16 protein-coding genes are annotated in these 18,729 nt (G+C 32.7%); 5 read left to right on the forward strand and 11 right to left on the reverse strand.

Translation table 11 applies throughout. The features are described from left to right. Window positions 1-68 precede the first annotated feature (68 nt). On the forward strand, window positions 69-914 hold the full coding sequence (locus AB1280_RS09035; protein WP_429755623.1) for a hypothetical protein: 846 nt from the start codon (window positions 69-71) through the stop codon (window positions 912-914). A 437-nt stretch (window positions 915-1,351) separates the two neighbouring features. Here the strand turns inward: AB1280_RS09035 and blaOXA are convergent, their stop codons facing one another. Together blaOXA and ycaC are read right to left on the reverse strand one after the other, a co-directional pair. Then, window positions 1,352-2,167 (reverse strand): class D beta-lactamase, encoded by an 816-nt coding sequence (gene blaOXA / locus AB1280_RS09040; protein WP_272189459.1) that lies wholly within the window; start codon window positions 2,165-2,167, stop codon window positions 1,352-1,354. Window positions 2,168-2,684: 517 nt separating this feature from the next. Next, window positions 2,685-3,320, reverse strand: a complete 636-nt coding sequence (gene ycaC / locus AB1280_RS09045; protein ID WP_272189458.1) for an isochorismate family cysteine hydrolase YcaC — start codon at window positions 3,318-3,320, stop codon at window positions 2,685-2,687. 444 nt (window positions 3,321-3,764) lie between these two features. Here ycaC and AB1280_RS09050 point away from each other — a divergent pair, with 444 nt between their 5' ends. Further along, on the forward strand, window positions 3,765-4,310 hold the full coding sequence (locus tag AB1280_RS09050; RefSeq protein ID WP_272189457.1) for a 2'-5' RNA ligase family protein: 546 nt from the start codon (window positions 3,765-3,767) through the stop codon (window positions 4,308-4,310). A 234-nt stretch (window positions 4,311-4,544) separates the two neighbouring features. On the opposite strand, the gene AB1280_RS09055 is transcribed toward AB1280_RS09050, so the two are convergent. Further along, window positions 4,545-5,390 (reverse strand): LysR family transcriptional regulator, encoded by an 846-nt coding sequence (locus AB1280_RS09055; RefSeq protein ID WP_429755624.1) that lies wholly within the window; start codon window positions 5,388-5,390, stop codon window positions 4,545-4,547. Window positions 5,391-5,501: 111 nt separating this feature from the next. Here AB1280_RS09055 and AB1280_RS09060 point away from each other — a divergent pair, with 111 nt between their 5' ends. Further along, window positions 5,502-6,749, forward strand: a complete 1,248-nt coding sequence (locus AB1280_RS09060; RefSeq protein ID WP_429755625.1) for an MFS transporter — start codon at window positions 5,502-5,504, stop codon at window positions 6,747-6,749. 394 nt (window positions 6,750-7,143) lie between these two features. Here the strand turns inward: AB1280_RS09060 and AB1280_RS09065 are convergent, their stop codons facing one another. The 3 genes from AB1280_RS09065 to AB1280_RS09075 all read right to left on the reverse strand — a co-directional run bounded on the left by AB1280_RS09065 (window position 7,144) and on the right by AB1280_RS09075 (window position 10,596). After that, window positions 7,144-7,968: a VanW family protein gene (locus AB1280_RS09065; RefSeq protein ID WP_429755626.1), complete on the reverse strand. Its 825-nt coding sequence runs from the start codon at window positions 7,966-7,968 to the stop codon at window positions 7,144-7,146. Window positions 7,969-8,384: 416 nt separating this feature from the next. Then, complete coding sequence (locus tag AB1280_RS09070) at window positions 8,385-8,762, reverse strand: enoyl-CoA hydratase (protein ID WP_429755627.1); 378 nt, start codon at window positions 8,760-8,762, stop codon at window positions 8,385-8,387. A gap of 607 nt (window positions 8,763-9,369) precedes the next feature. Beyond that, window positions 9,370-10,596, reverse strand: coding sequence for a phospholipase D-like domain-containing protein (locus AB1280_RS09075; RefSeq protein ID WP_429755628.1), 1,227 nt, complete (start codon window positions 10,594-10,596; stop codon window positions 9,370-9,372). A gap of 336 nt (window positions 10,597-10,932) precedes the next feature. Between AB1280_RS09075 and AB1280_RS09080 the strand changes: the two genes are divergently transcribed. Next, on the forward strand, window positions 10,933-11,133 hold the full coding sequence (locus AB1280_RS09080) for a DUF1657 domain-containing protein (RefSeq protein WP_003198197.1): 201 nt from the start codon (window positions 10,933-10,935) through the stop codon (window positions 11,131-11,133). A 250-nt stretch (window positions 11,134-11,383) separates the two neighbouring features. On the opposite strand, the gene AB1280_RS09085 is transcribed toward AB1280_RS09080, so the two are convergent. From AB1280_RS09085 to AB1280_RS09100, 4 genes are all read right to left on the reverse strand, one after another. Continuing rightward, window positions 11,384-11,962 (reverse strand): cysteine hydrolase family protein, encoded by a 579-nt coding sequence (locus AB1280_RS09085; RefSeq protein ID WP_272189448.1) that lies wholly within the window; start codon window positions 11,960-11,962, stop codon window positions 11,384-11,386. Between the two features lie 81 nt (window positions 11,963-12,043). Next, window positions 12,044-12,406 carry an MmcQ/YjbR family DNA-binding protein gene (locus AB1280_RS09090; RefSeq protein ID WP_272189447.1) on the reverse strand — a complete coding sequence of 121 codons (363 nt, stop codon included), beginning with the start codon at window positions 12,404-12,406 and terminating at the stop codon, window positions 12,044-12,046. A 53-nt stretch (window positions 12,407-12,459) separates the two neighbouring features. Beyond that, window positions 12,460-13,050 (reverse strand): DNA alkylation repair protein, encoded by a 591-nt coding sequence (locus AB1280_RS09095; RefSeq protein ID WP_429755629.1) that lies wholly within the window; start codon window positions 13,048-13,050, stop codon window positions 12,460-12,462. A gap of 327 nt (window positions 13,051-13,377) precedes the next feature. Then, window positions 13,378-16,743, reverse strand: coding sequence for a glycosyltransferase (locus AB1280_RS09100; protein WP_429757317.1), 3,366 nt, complete (start codon window positions 16,741-16,743; stop codon window positions 13,378-13,380). Window positions 16,744-17,128: 385 nt separating this feature from the next. Here AB1280_RS09100 and AB1280_RS09105 point away from each other — a divergent pair, with 385 nt between their 5' ends. After that, a complete protein-coding gene (locus tag AB1280_RS09105; RefSeq protein WP_429755630.1) occupies window positions 17,129-17,584 on the forward strand; it encodes a GNAT family N-acetyltransferase in 456 nt (151 codons plus the stop codon). 343 nt (window positions 17,585-17,927) lie between these two features. On the opposite strand, the gene AB1280_RS09110 is transcribed toward AB1280_RS09105, so the two are convergent. Then, window positions 17,928-18,728: an ABC transporter permease gene (locus AB1280_RS09110; protein WP_334313767.1), complete on the reverse strand. Its 801-nt coding sequence runs from the start codon at window positions 18,726-18,728 to the stop codon at window positions 17,928-17,930. Window position 18,729: the final 1 nt, after the last annotated feature.

Below are 18,729 nucleotides of genomic sequence, written 5' to 3' on the forward strand. Positions count from 1 at the left end.
GGGATGATAGGAAAATTAATGTCAGGGAATTATAACCTTTAATACCACTCTAAAGGGGCTATTTAAAAATGAAAATAATGCTAATTATCTTACTCTCATTAGGAATTTTAAATTCTTCTTCGATACTTATTTTTGCTAACGAGAGCCAAAAAAACAGTCTAATGAAAATTGTTAAGGAGTTTAAACCATCAAACTCGGTACTTGTAAGCCCTGAAAATCCTCCCTCTACACCACCAATTCAACTCTACGACTTCAACCACGATGGGCGGAAAGAAATAATCGTTACTTTTCAATTAAAAGAAAAAGATCAACCTTCTCAGTTTGGAGTAATGGTTTTAAAGAGAGAAAATAATAATTGGCAAAAAATTTGGGAGACAAAAACGCAAGGCGTAGGTTTGGATTTTTCAAGTCTAGTCGATATTACTGGTGATGGTATAAAAGAATATTTATTCGGTGTCACAATTGGTGCAGCAGCAGGAAATAAACTTGAAGTGTTCCAGTGGAATGATAACTCATTTAAAAAGATTGCCGAAGTCCCTTATCATAGGATGGATATTTTGAACGGAAACCAAAAGGTAGGTTTAGCAGTTTGGCAGTGGTATCTTGCTGATAGTTATCTTGTAGATACATTAAAATGGAATGGTAAAACATTGATTTTTAATGAAGGATTATATACTCAATACTATCCTATTATTGAAAAATTCTATACCAATAAAATTTCTGCAATGGATGCCTGGTTTTATTGGTACTGTCTCGCAGATGCTCAAATAAAAGCAAATTTATTAGAAGAAGCCTCTAAATCCATTCACAAAGGGCGTTTATTAGCAAAGCAATTATCGATGCCAGATGTAGTTCAAAATTTTAATGAATTAATTGACAAACTTGAAGATAAGAAAAAACACTTTTCCAACTAAAAACTGAGAGGTGCAATTTGCACCTCTTATCTTTACCCCTACTCATTACATAAAGCAACTATGCTAGAAAACGAGGCTCAAAAAGTTATTAAAAATTTTATTAAAACTCTAGAATCGAACAAAACAGATGATTTATTAAGATATATATTGTTTCTCCTTATAGTCAAGAACAAGTAAAGCAACACTTCATACGTTTAAGCAAGAATTCTTCAAAAACAGACCTTAAACACTTAACAGTTGTTGGAAATAATTTAGCTTTAGTTAAGTTAGAACAAGACTTTTATAGTCATTGTAGCTTTGAAATAAAGTTTAATCATTTTCTATCTGTGTCCCTCCAGAATCGCGCCTGATTGTCAAACAACATAAAAAACATATTTCTTTTTCTGCTTACTGTATATAGATATCATGCATTGAAAAATCAGTATATTATATCCTTTCTATTCTGTAATTAAGCGGTACTTCTTTAAGATATCCAATGTGATGTTTTTAGCTTTTGTACCCGTACTATCAATGTTTGTTACAAAGACATAAGAACGATTGTCTATTTTTATAAATCCAACAAACCAGCCTAATCCTAAATCAGACAATCTTGTCCCCGTTTTTCCGTAAAGTGTGTAGTAATCCCCTTCTTCTTGGATCATCATTCGCTTAACAGTTTTCATTACAGGTCTATCAAACGGAAGCTCTTCTTTATACAACTTCTCCATAAAATCAACTTGTTCAAGAGGACTAATTTTTAAAGTGCTGCTTAACCAGAAATGGTCGATTCCTCCACTAATATCCTCGTTTCCATACGAGATTTTTTGTATCCAATCATTCATACGTTGCTCTCCAATATCCCTAGCCATTTCCTGGTAATACCAAATAGCTGATTCACGCATAGCCGATCCAAGGGTATGGTCATGGTTCCATGTATCAAATTCACGTTTTACGCCATCCCATCGTTTTACATCATACTCATCTCGAACAGCCTTGACTTGTAAACCAATTAAGGCATTAGGGACCTTAAATGTAGATTCCGGAGTTTGTCTTGTGTTAGCTCTTTCCTGATTGTAGACAAAGGTTTCTCCAGTTTTAACATCACGCAATATAAACGTTCCATTATGATCAGAGAAATATTCAGCGACATCTAATTTTTTAACATTAAGTTTTTCTTTAGAAGTAACTTCTTTACTTAATGTTTGAGCTTCAGCTGTAAAACCTATTATCCCTGTAAACAGTATAAAAAAGAACAGATAAATCAATTTTCTCATTTCAGACACCTCATTAAATTATTTGACAGGTATATTCTATTGTTTAGATTCAGAAAATTCAATAACAAACAAGTGAGTGATAGCTATAATGATAAAATCAAAAAATTCATATCTCCCCCTGTTTTTAACATGTATTTACTTAGTGTGAAGTTTATATAATTCATCCTAACAAAAGTTCTCCATCAATAAACCCTTGGATGCCAAGAGAATTTAACTTAGCATAATTTATTCCCTTGATAAATAAGTGTTTGCGCACGCTCAAGTACATTTGATGGTTATATAAAAAGGCAAGGTTTTATGTGACCTCTTATTCACCTAAATGACCCGATTGCTGAATAAGAAACAATCCTGCATATCAATACAGGATTGTTGATTAAACTTTATTATAAACAATCAGACTTTTTTATGATTTATTGAACTTTATTTCAAAGCTACAGTTAGACAGAATCACATAAAAAATAAATATAGAGATACAAAATCAAAAAATGAAACAGTACAACTATTAAGTTAAGCCATTTTACTTGCTAAGCTCTCTTTGAGCTCTCATATAGCTTTCCATGATATTTTGATAACTAGGAAGATGTTTAGTAAGTAAAGCACCAAAGCCTTCAACGTCATTTCGCCAATCACGATGTAATTCTGCTGCAACACTAAACCAGTTCATTAATTGGACTCCTCCATGAGCCATACGCATAAGGGCAGCATCTGCAACTTGTTTACTAAAAGTCCCTGATGCATCAGTTACAACGAATACCTCATATCCTGCGTTTACAGCAGATAGTGCTGGGAACGCAACACAAACATCAGTTACAACCCCTGCGATAATTAGTTGCTTTTTACCTGTTACTTCAATGGCTTTAACGAATTCTTCATTATCCCATGCATTAATTTGTCCAGGCCGAGCTATTTTCGGTGCATCAGGAAAGAGCTCAACCAATTCTTGTATTAGTGGGCCGTTCGGGCCGTTTTCAAAGCTTGTTGTTAAAATGACTGGTAAATCAAAAAACTTAGCGGTATTAGCAAGAGCCAAAACATTGTTCTTAAATTCATCAACACCATAATCACGCACTAGGCTGGAAATAAGACCAGTTTGATGATCCACTAAAAGAACAGCAGCATCATTTTTGGAAAGACGAGAATAGAGATCAGACATTTTATAGTCCTCCTTAAACTAACGTAATAGAAGAAAATTCATATATCGGCAAATTCTTCTTAAATCTCATTCGCTTTTTACAATAATTTCCCTTTTATTGTTAAGTAATTAATTTATTTCTCAACAAAGATAGTCGATATGTATAAGGTTCAAAATGATTTATCCACCACAATTTTTATATTTGTAATACTGGTAGAAAACCCTCTTTTCATAGAAATCTGAACTTCAACTCACACCTCATCCTATTTCTTATGTGCTTATACCAAAGTTAGCTTGTTGTCCTCACAACTTTATACACCAAAAAATTTAAATTTTATATTTTTTTCAAAATCATGTTAAGATAATTATAAAAATTAAGATTAAGAGAGCTGAATTGAAACTAATCTACAAAAAATTATATTTAAGTACACATATTTAAATTAACAATAAAAAGGGAGAATACATATGCAATATTTTATTGGGATCGTACCTCCAGACGAATATAAAGAAAAAATAATTAAAGTTCAACATCAATGGGAGAATAATTTACTTGTCGATGTTGTTGAGCCACACATTACAGTAAAAGCTCAAGGTGGTTTAACCGCTGATTTAGAATGGATTGAAAAATTGAAAAAGGTTTGTGCAAGTTTTTTTGTGTTCAATGTCTCCCTAAATCCACCAAAATTTTTTGGAGAAAGTGTTCTATTCCTAAGTGTTACATCAGAAAAAATTTTTGAATTACATCAAAAAATTGTTAATGCGATTTCTCCTGATAATGAGTTGATAAAAAGATATATGGAACTAGATAATTATGTACCTCATTTAACAATGGGACAAACACATTGGGGGTTATCTAGTAAAGAATTAAAAAATATGGCTACAATAACTGAAAAAGAACTCAGCCCTTATCCTACATTTGAAGTGAACTTCATTAGGATATATCAAGAAAAAGAAACAAACAAATATGTAAACTATCTAGATATCCCTCTTAAAAAGCGTGCTCAAGTGTAAAGTATGAACTGTTTTCTTCATGATCATGAAGAAAACAGTTATTGTAAGTTACTACTGACTATATACTAAATTTCAATACAATTTCCCATATCTCTAGTACAGTAGAATATTTTAACGAAAACAACCATTTACGGCGAAGCTTATAATTTCATTCATAGACAACCTTGAGGGCCTCTATCCTATATGCCGCTGCTAAACTGATCCTCAATAACCAGAATTAAGCCACACAGCATTTTATTTAATCATCTCAACAAATTTCTGAAGAGCAGCCGAAAAAAGTACATCTTTCCTCATAATAAAATAAGTTGGTACATTGGAATATTTCTTAGGTAAATCAGTTATAGTTAAAGACTGCTCATGGTCTTTCAAAATTGATTTGACCATGATGGCTATGCCCATTCCCGCCTTCACACAGCCTATGATCGCTTCAATCGTACCGAATTCTAATACACGCTTCGGATAAATACCTTCTTCTTTTAACCATCTTTCTACAGTATTTCGATAGTGGCAGCCGTTCCCGAAGGCTAACATTGTGACTTTATCAAGCTCTTGTAAAGTATGTAAAGGTTGATGACTAATAACCGTTAGTTCTTCCTCACAGAACAAAATGGAAGTTAAATTTGGGTGATGAACATCTTCAACAATAAAAGCTCCTTCTAGTTTGCGTTCGAGCACAAGTTGAATTAGCTCAGTGCTTGTATGGGTTTCTAACAATAATTCGACCTTAGGATAATTTTCGTAATAACTTTTCAGAAGTGGCGGTAAGCGGACCGCAGCTGTAGAGTTGGTAGATCCAATCTTCAGCGTACCTAAAGGTGTTGAGTGATTACTTTGTACCAATCTGATTGATTGCTCAGTTAAGTCTAGTATTTGCCTAGCATATGTTAACAAAATCTCACCATTAGAATTCAAAGTAACTCCCTTGCCATTGCGGTAAAATAAAGGAACTTGTAACTCATCCTCTAGCTGTTTAATTTTCATCGTTACATTTGATTGAACATAGTTTAGTGATTTTGCTGCTCTCGATATACTTCCTTCTTCAGCTACCTTTATAAATACAGTCAAATCTTTAATATCCACATAACTCACCTCTTAAGATATCATTTTTTTTGATATCTTTTATCTTTATTGTTTATTTTACATGATACCTATATATTCATACAATTAAAGCAAGAGGAGGTTATGATAAAAATGCAGAGACAACAAACTAAAAATGATTCCACTAGTTCTTACAAATGGATTATTTTATTGATTGCAACTATTTCACAAACATTTGCTACGTTTGTTACGTACGGGATTGGTCCTTTAGCTTCTTTATGGCAGCAAGTGCATCACCTATCTCAGTTTCAAACTGGGTTACTTGTATCAGCTGTAAATATTGGACCGATCTTCTCGATGCTGTTTTTCGGAAACTTAATGGATCGATATGGCGAAAGATGGATTGTAGGTGGAGGTTCTATCTTACTTGGAGTGAGTATGTTATTTGCCTATCCAGTCACAAATTACACATATGTAGTTGTTATTTTGCTATTTGTAGGAGTCTGGTATGGAACGGCACAACCTGGAGGTAGTAAGGCTATTGTAAAGTGGTTTCCTCCTCAGCGTAGAGGACTTGCGATGGGTGTCCGTCAAACTGGGATTCCGATTGGAGGTGCTTTAGCTTCTAGTACTCTCCCTTTCTTTTTTTATAATTATGGGTTATCTTCTGTCATCCTTGTGCAAGCGATTGCACCTATTTGTGGCGGCTTATTGTTCATCTTATTTTATCCTGATGATCATTCCCCTATTCAAAAGGCAGAAGCGGTTTCCTTCCTTACAAAATTAAAGAAGGTACAAAGAAACTCTTCTCTCTATCCTGTCTTTCTAACTGGAATAACAATGATGTCCCTACAAATGGTGCTCGTTGCCCATCTAATGAGTTATCTTACAAACGAAGTTCATACGAGTCTTCACCATGCTGGAACATTATTAAGTGTAGTATTGCTAGGTGGAATGATCGGGAGGGTTCTTTTAGCGTGGGCTAGTGATACTGTATGTAAAGGAAATCGTGTCACTCCCTTACAAATAACTATCAGTATCACTGTCTTATTGCTTCTTTGTATGAGCTATTTCATATCTTATATAACTTTTGGGTCACTTATAATCTTATGCTTCTTTCTTGGTTTCTTTGCTATCGGGTGGTTTAGTTTATTTATCATTTTAGTATCAGAAAAATCAGATCCGCAGTTTATCGGTTTAACTGTAAGTTTTGCTTTAACATTAAATCAATTTGCTATTGTACTTGCACCTGCGTTGTTTGGTATACTTGTTGACTATTTACATAGCTATACTGCTCCATTCTGTATCTTAGCTTTTCTCATTGTTTTGAGTGGTATATGGTTAACCATTACCGAATATCGTAACAAACAATTACGTACTCAAAAATTCTTATCAGTTTAATAATTTTATTCTAAACATCTATATTGTAATTATTACATATCCTAGATCATCCTCTTTACTGGCTGATGCGATATGAAAACTTGAAGTACATGCTTGAACAAATGCCGAATGGTGACTTAAATAACCCAAGGATAATAGCAAAACTACTTCCATGGACTCCTTGATTTACCATCTACTTGTTTCGTTCCAAAATCAAAAACACAATAGAAAGATCCCTAGGATAGCTGACTTCACAATTCTATCCTAGGGCCCATGTATGAAATATTACTTACTGCTTACATTCGATTTAGTATTAAAAAATTCACTTCAACCATATTTTTTGCCCTGGAAGATTTTATTTTAAAACTATCTATGTAGCTTTTTCAAATATCTTTAGATGAGTGAAAATCCTTGTCTATAAAGAACCCGCAATTTTCTCATCATCAACTTCATATTTTACTAAACAATCATTTTCCATGACTAGTTCTTTGGCAACTAAGTTACCTGTGACACGGTCAACTATTTTTTTATAAATTTTATTTTGTCTGTATACTTGGCCATCTGCTTTTTTTACAAAACGATGATCTTCTTCAACGATAGAATACTTATATGGAGGATACTGAGATGCCTTAATTTCTCCGTAAATGTATTCTTCGTCAATATGTAGATTAACTTGATAAGAAATGTTTGAATTGTTTTTTAATTTGAGGTCAATAATACCATTCATCAAAGTGGCGCCTGTTCCAAATGGAATCACACGTCCATAGTCAGGGAATGGATCGAAACTATGACGATATCTTTCCACTGTTTCCAATTCTGTATGAAGAAACATCCAGTAGAGAAGATTCCCTAACTGACAGAGACCACCCCCTATTCCCTTTATCGCTTCACCATTCATTAGAATAATACCTTCTTTATATCCAGCCTTTTCACTGGAATTGCCAACAAGATGCCAAAATGAAAATGTTTCTCCCGGTTTAATTACAACCTGATTTATTTTGCAGATAGCTAGCTTTAGATTGGTGATTTTGTTATATTGCAACTGTATATCCGTATCACCTAACTTTCTAATAAGCAAAGATTTATGTTTATAAATCCTGTAAGGTAATGGATTTTGCTCAAATGTTTTTGAAAATATATGGCCTTCAAGATGATCACTTATTTTTTTAAACAGCCTACGTTGTCTGATTCTAATAGGAATTAAAAAAGGAAACCTTTGTGTTAATAATTTTCTTGCCATTAAGAGTTGAGCCCCTTTATATATTATTCATCTAACAAATTAAGTTATATTAATAGTATCATATCGATTGTATTTTTTTAACAATTAACATCTTACAACTTTTCACTTATCATCAGAAAAGTCAGATTCACAAGTCACCGGTTTAACCGTAATTTCCGCTTTAAACCGAACCATTTTCAATACGATATGATCTACAACATGTCTTACCTCAAAAGAATCGAAGTCGTTTTTGTCGAAAAATAATATAGATGCCTTTATGCAATCTAAACTACATGCATATTGTAGAAGAATGATGGAATAGGAGAAGGGATATGGAGCGAGCGTTAGAAATTTCAAAGTTTTGGATTCCAGAACCTAGTTTATCAATTACACCAATTAACCCAAAGATTGCTCTGACTACATATTTTTATAAATGATTAAAGAATTATGCCTGAGAAACTTCCTTTTAATACTTCTTTTTCAAGTTGATTCATACATGTAAACGCCGCAGTAATTTTTGTACGATTTTTTTCATCCAGTTCAAATTGTTCAATAATTACATCACAACAGATCGTATCACCACTAAAAACCGGGCGAAAGAATTCAAAATTCATCTTATGAGCCAATACATTATAATCACCGCCAACTTTCGTAGGGAGTGTTGATGTTAAAAGTCCTTGTACAACAAATCGTCCTTGTTCATCTGGTGTCACATGATGAACACCTTCATCCTTTGATACCTTCGTAAATAATACAACATCTTCTTTTGTAAATGTTCGCTCAAAGGTGATTTTTTCGCCTACTTGTAAACCCATCAATATCCCTCCTCAAAAACATTTCATGATTCACTTAATTTCACTGTTCGAATACACAGTTAACTAATATCAGATTATTCTTATAATTGTTATACAGAGACATGATAAAAGAAGATACGAAATGTTAAAACCACCTTAATAAAGTTTAATCAAAAATATTTTGAGAATTCTTATTTAGCAAGAAACAAAAAGACACTATTTAAAATAAGGGTATCCGAAAAAAAACTAGAGTGTAGCTTGAATTAGATATTTAAATGCTTAAAAGGGGTTTTCCACGCGAAATTATTCGGAAAACCTCTTTTTGATTCAACAATTCAATATTTCTTTTAACATTTTAAAATTTTGTTGCTAAATATTTGGCGAACCCCATGTTATTTCATTAAAGCTACTGATTGCAGAAGACAAATCATATCCATACTCATTCATAAAATTTTTTCAGTTCCTTTAAAATAAAGTTTTCTCGGTGTATCCATCTATTCTGCTCACATTGGTTAACAATTTTTTGATTTTGATTAATTGCATTACTAAGCTTCACCAATGTGTCAGTAATTTAATTTATTCTAGTAAAATGTAGTTTACTACTCCTTAATATAAAAATACTTTGTTTTTACAAATAATACTCAAACATTTTTGCAACCTTTTCTTTCATTTTTTCTTTTATAGATAATTGATTGACGTCAGAGGATGTTACTCGCTTTGAATTTTGTAAGTCTTCATTAATGACTGGCTTTATTTTCGAAATATAGACAGGGTCATGAATATAACAGTTCATTTCTTCATTTAAATGAAACGAGCGCGAATCAAAATTCACGGTCCCAACCATCAATACTTTTTCATCAATCAAAAATACTTTACCGTGTAACACTCCCTTTTTATAACCATATACTTCTATTCCCTGTTTTAATGCTTTTCGGATGTATGGATACGCTGCTTCTTTAACTAACAGTGCATCCGAATGAGGTGAGAACAGAATTTTGACACGGACTCCCCTCTTTCTTGCATCTACTAATGCGTTCCAAATAGTTCTGTCTTTTGGTATAAAATAAGGTGTTAATATAATGATGGAATCTTTTGCTTGTTGAAACAGCATTGCATAATCTTGTCCAAGTTTTTCTCCGCTATAATATGCAGTAAATCGATGCGAGGTTGCTCCCTTTTCCTTTATCGCACTGTGTATCGGAATCGGTTTCTCTGAGTTTTTCTTCCAGTCTAACACAAATTGGTGTTCTAGATCTTCAACTCCTTCTCCTCGTATTTGAAGGTGATAATCTCTCCAGTAACCAAGTTTTTCTTTTTCCCCCAAATACTTCTTGCCGATGTTAAATCCGCCAATATACCCAATCTTTCCATCAATAACTGAAATACGACGGTGATTCCGATGATCCAAAGAAGAAGAAAGATAAGGGAAAGTAGGCTTATTGTAATACGTAAAATGCACTCCTTTTTTAACTAATAATTCTCTTTCCTTTTTCTTTAGTAAAATTCCACCTAGCCTGTCCACTGCATAGTATACTTCTACGCCTTCCTGACTTTTTTGCTTCAATAACTCTAAAAACTGATGACTTACTTTATCATCAGCAATAGAGAAAAAGTTAATATGCACGTAATATTTTGCTTTCTTTATATCTGAGAATAATTGATTGTTTAATTGTTTCCCGTCTGTATACATAGTAATATCACTTTGACGAATAGGGTATTGGCTAGGTTGCTGAACAAATCTCCCACTTTGTTCAGCTGCTGTTCTGTCAAATTCATCCCAAACAAACAAAACAAAACATACGCCGATAAATACAAAGAGGAGTACCAGGAAAGTTTTTCCTATTTTTTTCAACATATCTAATCTCCTTTATTTATATATTATCGTTTTCTTTCTGTTAGTTTTTGTTATTGGGACAAAACTATTCCATATCCATCCGTGAAATTAATCTTTATAATATATAAATAAATTATGTTCTTACATGGTAGATTCTTCTTATGTATATTCTATTCACGTTAAGTTAACATCACACCACTTAACGGTATTCCATGTAGCTAGTAGCTAAAAAAAGCCTCCTTCGAATAATTAACTGTAAAATTTCTCATTCACATAACCCTAAAATTGGAAATCGTACTATGATAACAAAATAGGTATTCTATATTTTGAAGTACATTTACAAGGAGGAAATACTACATGACAGTAAGCACTAAACTTAAACAAACTATCGCTGGATTAAAAAGTGCTCAAGCATGCCTAGAAGGATTTGTTCTTGATACTGATAACCAGCAAGCAAAACAATTATATAAAGGTGCAGCACAACAAACTCAAGAAATTATTGAATCTTTAAACCCTCGTCTTCAGCAAATTGAACAAGAAGAGCCTCAGTACAAGTAATAGTATAATACCTTGCACATAGAATATCGTTCACGTGTAGTATATAAGGAGATTATTTGATGGTTTTTTTACAAATAATGGACAGAGGATATTTGACGCTTACAAAAATATTATAGAAAACGAAAAAGAACACATATTATACATATTTAATATGTGTTCTAGGTCTAATCTCTTTTGTTTTATAGCATATAAATTCTTTGCAAATACTACATATCATTCGCTAACAACGTGATGCTATCCTTATAAAAAATTATTTTAAGATCCCTATTTCCATAGTTTCCATCATCTCTTTAGTTGTAAGAATCGTAGCAAATTCCTCATGCAAGGTAGCCAATGAAATAGCATGAATTTCTTCTGCACTATAGTAAATATCATTTGGTCCTTTCATTCCAAATGCAGCGGTAGCATCTGAAATAAGATATGTATCAAATCCTAAATTACCACTCATTCTAGTAGTAGTTGAAACGCAATGAGGCGTAGTTAATCCAACTATCACAGCCTTTTCAATACCATTCGTACGTAAATATTCTTCCAAGTTTGTCCCTATAAATGCACTATTTACCTTCTTTTGAATAATGACTTCACCCTCAATTGGTTTTACCATATCTTTAAATTTAGAACCCTCATGACTAGGGTGCATAATAGAATGAATATTATCTGATAGATGTTGAATATGAATAACTGGATATTTCTTTTTTCTCCACAATTTTAGTAAACTTTCAATATTTTTTTCTGCTTCTAAATTATTTCGTTTACCCCATTTTTCATGATTAAATGCTTTCTGAACATCTATAATTACTAATGCTGCATTTTCAAATCTATGTAGCATGTATTTCCCCTCCCCTTAGAATGACTTTACCTCATCATTAATTCCTAGTCCTTTAATCCCATTCATTCATTGTTTCAAGCTCTATTCCCTACTACCAATTTCTTTTTGAATCTTTTTAGGTAACTTTTGAAGGACTAGCTCATAGGAATGAATAACTAACTTCTCCCATAACTCTTTAGGGATATCAGCATCTAAATAAATGGAATTCCAGTGTACTTTATTCAAGTAATATCCAGGAATAATACCTTCGTATGTTTCCCTTAAATATTCAGCACGCTCAGGATCACATTTCAATGATAGTATAGGCTTTCCTACTGAATCCCCGCCAAACATAGCAAACATTTTACCTCCCACTTGATAACGATCTGCTTGCCATTCTATTTTGTAATCATGAGTTGCAGCAGGCTGATTTCGACAATAATCTTCTAATATATGCTTCTCCATAACTAGACTCCTTATATAAAAAATTATCACTACTAACCCAAACAGCATTTATCTCAAATCATATGACGACTTGCAATCTGATAAGTAAATAATACAAATGCTTCGTTACAGTTCCAATTAATTAACGCCTTCTGTACTAACTCTCGGTGTTTTTTAGAGATATCTCTAATTGCATTTCCAACCGACTTCCTTACATATTCGCTAGGATCATTCTTTAAATTTGAAAGTAATTGTATTGCAACTTCAGGATTTTCCTTGAAAAATGGTTTTGCTGTCCATACGCGCAATCCTTCTGTAACAGCTCTTCTTACATTTGCATTCTTATCCGACAGCCATTCATTTATAATTGGAAGAGCATTTTCATATCCTGTTTTAGAACAAAACGTATCAAATGCTTTGGCTAATACCTCTTGAGCCCGCCAATCATGATTTTGACTAACTTTATATCTTAAAAAGTCGAGAGCTTCCATGTTATATGGTGAAATTTCTCCTACTAAGAATATAGAAAAATATGTTTGTTTAGAGCTAACCCCTGTCGCATATAACTGTATAACTACTGTTAAGATATATTCTCTATTCTTATCCTCAGAAAATTCACCAGCATATTTTCTTAATGCCGTAATGTTCATATCGTCTAGTTCCAACTACTTTTCCCCTCCCCCTTATGAACACATAGCACATCGGATTATATTAATAATATTATATTAAATGTATTTTTTTAACAATTTATATCTTGCAATTATTTCACTTAGTGTTAGAAAAATCAGATCTACAATTTATCAATTTAACCGCAAATTTTGCTTTAATACTGCAACTTCTACTAATTAATGATTAAGTCCATCCCATACCGCAACTGTATTCAATGAAATTCATTTAATATTACCTAGTGCAAGCCAAAAGGACTAATAATGACTATTAGGCTACAGTTACGGTTCAACTAACAACAAAAAGAGAGCAGACTTTCTGCTCTCTTACGATGCTTTATTATGACAAGAGGATTCCTCGACACTTCCCATGCGCTTCAGTTTATTCCAGCCCACCGCTACTCCTCGAATAGAAGAAACTATAGATTTAATTACAACATAAGTCATAAATTGACGATAAATAAAGCGTTGTAAAATTAACCAGACTAACGGCTTAGGATTTTCCTTTTCTAATCGAAAGGCAAAGAGTGAAGCTAGAAGGTCAATTACAAAGAATGCAAGGTAAAATCCTAAAACTTTCAAAGGATGACTACTAAATATGCCCATAATCATTAATACATCTGCTAATGGAGAAATCGATTGCAGAATGAATTGGAATAACCACATATTTGGCAGTGCAATAAATCCTAATGTTTTATGTTTTACATTAAATAAAGCTTTTCGATGCTTCCATAGACACTGAAGCGTTCCATACGACCAACGATATCGCTGTTTAACAAGACTTTTTACATCTTCAGGCGACTCCGTATACGCATATGCTTTTTCTTCATACACAATTCGATATCCTTGACGTAAAAATGTTAGAGTAAGATCCGTATCTTCCGCAAGTGTATCTTCACTTAAATATCCCGCTTTTTCCACACGTTTTTTATGCCATGCTCCGATAGCACCTGGAACAACAGTAATACAATTTAACTCATCAAAAGCCCTTCGCTCTAAATTAAAGCCTGTAATGTATTCAACATGTTGCCATGTAGTTAACAAATTTCGTCTATTTCCTACTTTAACGTTACCAGAAACTGCAGCTACATTATCATCTTCAAAATGCCTAACCATTAAAGAAATTGCATCTTGAGCAATAACGGTATCAGCATCTAATGAAATAACAATTTCTCCTCGCGATTTTTGGAATCCTAAATTCATTGCGGATGCTTTGCCACCGTTTTCTTTTTGGATTAAATATACTTTAGGATGGTTATGAAATGCTTCTTGAATTACTTTTGACGTACCATCTTTTGATCCATCATCCACAACAATAATTTCATAATCCGGATAATCACTATCCAAAATAGAACGAATCGTCTTAGTAATAACTTTTTCTTCATTATATGCTGCTATCACAACACTAGCAAAAGGTTGATAAGTAGAATTAGTAGACAATCGGGATGTAGCTTTCTTTTTTTGCCTAAATGCAAAATATATTAAAAATAGGAACCGAAAAATACCTAATCCCATAGCAATATAAAAAATAGTCGTGAATATGTGATTCAAATATCCTGAACCTGAAAAAACAACTCGATCATAAAATAGGTATGGCTTATCCTCAACAGAAATAGAGGGCATAACATCATCTCGTTTTTTACCCATTAAATCTGAAATTGTCACAAAGTTATATCCATGTTTTTTTAAGTCTTCAATAATAATCGGTAGCGCCTCTACTGTATGAGTACGATCTCCGCCCGCATCATGGAGGAGAATAACATGCCCTTCACCACTATAAACAGATTTAAGAACACGTTTTACCAGTTCATTTGTTGGTGGTTTAGTCCAGTCTTCAGGATCAACCTTTTCTCCAATCATTGTATAGTTCATATTTTGAGCACGCAAAATAGGTAGTATCTCATTTGGTAAATATGGCTCAGCATCCGCTTCATATGGCGGTCTAAATAAAATCGATGAGTGGCCTGTTGTTTCTTGAATAAGTCGTTGAGCGGCATTTAACTCCACTTTTGTTCGGAATGAAGAAGTATCCGCTATGTTAGGATGTGTGAAAGTATGATTACCTATTTCATGCCCTTCATCGTATATTCTTTTAAGAATACTAGTATTTAATTGAGCATTTTCACCAACTACAAAGAAATCAGCTTTTATTTTATATCTATTTAATATATCTAAGATTTCCGGCGTATATTTAGGATCAGGTCCATCATCAAATGTTAGTACCACTTGTTTCCCCTTTGGTTGTCCATAGCGTTGCACTTGATATGACGATGGAAGTGATTGATACACTTCATCTGTAAGATAATTATCTTTCCCGACTTTAAAATCCCTAAGTCCTGTTTGGCCTTCATGCATAACTTTTAAGATTTCACCTTGCCCGGAATAACTTACTTGATTTAGACTATCGATTTTACGTAATGGACTCAGATCTTTTTGTATTTCTATTGGATTTCTTAATGATTTCCATACAGTAGGATCCTCAGCTCCCAATCTCCAGAATGCAAATCCTTTTGCATCATTTTTCAATGCTACTTTCATTTGATTGTAAAGAGTTACACCATCTAAAAACCAAGCAATATGATCCTGTGTACCTTCTCTATATCGAAAATAAGGATTCCCACTTATCTTATCCCATTGAATTTTTGCATTCGAATCATGTGTCATCTTCATAATATCCGAAAAAGTTAAAGGTTTAGCAGGTTTCTTACTATCCCTTTCCCAATCGTATCCATAGTTCCCGAAAGCAACTATTAGTTTTTCTGCAGGAATATTTAAATGCCTAAGCGTATTCTCAAACCATTTATTTGAAGCGATTGGACCTGAACTCCCAGTTTGATGGTGTTCATCATACATCATCACAATCATACGATCTATTTCTTTTGCTAATGCTCCGTAATCAAAAGTATTATCAGCAGCCGGAACATCTTGCGTCACAAGCAAATGATGTTGATGAAACACAGTAGTAAGTTCTTTCATAAATCTTGTTAATCCATTTCGATCTTCTTCAGGTATTGACTCAAAGTCGATATTAATACCTGCAAATTGATTGGTTTCAATTTGTTTTACTAAATCATTAATAAATTTTGTCTGTACATTAGCCGGCGCACGCAGCAACTTATGAATTAATGCAGCATCCGAACCAGAACCTTTTTGAGTAAAGTTATTGATTAAAGGCATAACTTTCACATGATTTTCTTTCGCTAACTTTACAATCTCAGGTTTAATCTCACTACTAATTGTTAAATCTGCATTTAAGTGATACCACTCTGGTATTAACATAGTTAATGACCGAATATTTTCCTTTAAAGAGGTCGTACTATTTGCATCCCAGTTTACATAAAAACCATATACTTCTTTAGGTTGTTTACTATTAAACTCTGAATCTTGGGAATAATTCTTATTATCTATTTTATTATTAGAGTACTTATATTCTTCATTTTTTAATTCTTTCTGTAATTGCTGATCGTTAAGTTTTTCATTAATAGGTACAATTTTTTTATCTTGATTTATAAAAGGCTCCTTATACGGAAAATTCACATCTGATAAAATACTTCGAAAGAAAAAGTAAAAAACAATAATCATAATAATTATCGTAAGACATAGAAACCAATTAAAAAATATTTTCCTTCTTCCTTTAGCATCGTAAAAAATAACTTTAGATTGTTTTTTCTTTTGCAGCATTGTTTTATCCATCATTTTTTTTGATATACTCCTTTTATTTCCTTCTGATACAAACATAAAATATTTTAATAAGCGGCGACTCCCAACTTAACTAATCACTCATTGGCTTTGCAAATATATATCCTTTTTCTTCTTAAGTAACGATAAATACTACTTACCTAGACTAAGGGGGAATACGATATATAATGCACTAACATGATTCTTTTTTCCCTAATACAATATTCGGACCAATTAAGCATTTTGCGGGGGTTGTTTTTTGAAATTCATACATTCAAACAAATTAGAAAAGTAAAAAAATGATATAATTAGAAATATTAACTGTTAAAGGGGAGGATTTTATGTTTTGCACATCTATTTTCATTGAGGTGATTGCGTTTCATAACAAGGAGGAATAACCATGAAATTAGAAACGAAAAGACTAACCATTATACCGTGTACGGAAGAAACAGTTGAAATTGCTATAAATCAGAAATACGATAACGGACCGCAAATCTCAACTTATTTGAAGAGATTAAAAGAAGATTCCTCTTTATTGTATTGGGGTACTTGGCTTGTTATTCGAAAAACAGACGGTGTTGTTATCGGAGACATAGGTTTTAAGGGAAAACCCGATAAGAATAAAGCAGTAGAAGTTGGATATGGTTTTCTTGAAAACTATTGGAATAATGGTTATGCAACAGAATCTGTAGGAGCCTTAATTCAATGGGCTTTTGAAACATCAAAGGTTGATAGAATAATAGCTGAAACACTACATGACAATCATGGTTCTATTCGTGTATTAGAAAAACTAAACATGAAAAAAATAGATACTACAGAAACAATGATTAATTGGAAAATAGATAAATCCGCGTGATTTCAAGCTTTATTTTCGGATTATAAGTGAAGATGTAAACGCAACTTTATCGGATAGTTAATTTGTAGATGTAGATTGGGAATTGGATATATTACTAAAACATATTGCGACATTTTATTAAAACATCCTACTTTGAATCATTAGCAAATCATATATTATGTTATAGCTTTTAATCTGTTAAACAAGAGCCTAAAATTCATTAAAAATAGACTAACTAATAGATTAATAAAGAGAAAGAGATCAGCAGCAATACATTCTATCAAAAGAAAGTATTTTCAGCTGGTCTCCCCATTTCATGAAATATCGCAAAGTATCTTTTTGTACTACTATACCCTTTTCCAGATTAACTTCCTGTACTAGTAAATGCACTTAGCCCATATTTCCAAAAACGATAAGCAATGAAACATAGAATTATCGCAACGAGTGGTGTACATAAGGAAACCCACTTATATCCCTTATCGAAGAAAAAGGCTGCTGGATAAAAGGATGTAAAACTATAAGGAATAATAAACGTTAAAATAAATGCGATAACTTTATTATAAATAGTAATCGGATACCGTGAAAAATCACTTAAATTGAATACTGCTGATACAACAGGAAGGCTATCTGTCATCCAAAAAGAAAACGTAATAAAAAATAAATTTAATGCAACAAAGATAAGACCGCTTGATATGATCATGATGATGAGTATCAGTACATTTCCAAACGTAATAGCAATATCTAGATTACTAATGGAATAATAAAGAACAACTCCCCCTATAATCAATTGCCCTATTCCATCTTGTTGAACACGCTCCGCTATAATTTGGAACAGAGGGTTAATAGGACGGATAAGTAAACGGTCTAAATTTCCTGTCCGAATATATTGCCATCCAATTGTCCATAAATTATCAAAAAAAATGTGATGGATTGCTCTTCCTGCAAAAGCAATTCCGTAGATTAAGAGAATTTGATAAAAATTCCATCCTTTTAAAGTTTCAATATGATCAAATACTACTTTTATAAAAAAGATAGCGGCAAATTGTTGAATGAAGACTGAAGAAATTCCTATTAGAAAGTCTACTTTATATTCCATCATTACTTTTAAATGTTGCTTAAAATAGACTATGTATAAGAATGAATATCGTTTAAGAGTATGCAACAAT

The sequence above is a fragment of the Bacillus sp. S10(2024) genome (assembly GCF_050473865.1).
Classification (GTDB): domain Bacteria; phylum Bacillota; class Bacilli; order Bacillales; family Bacillaceae_G; genus Bacillus_A.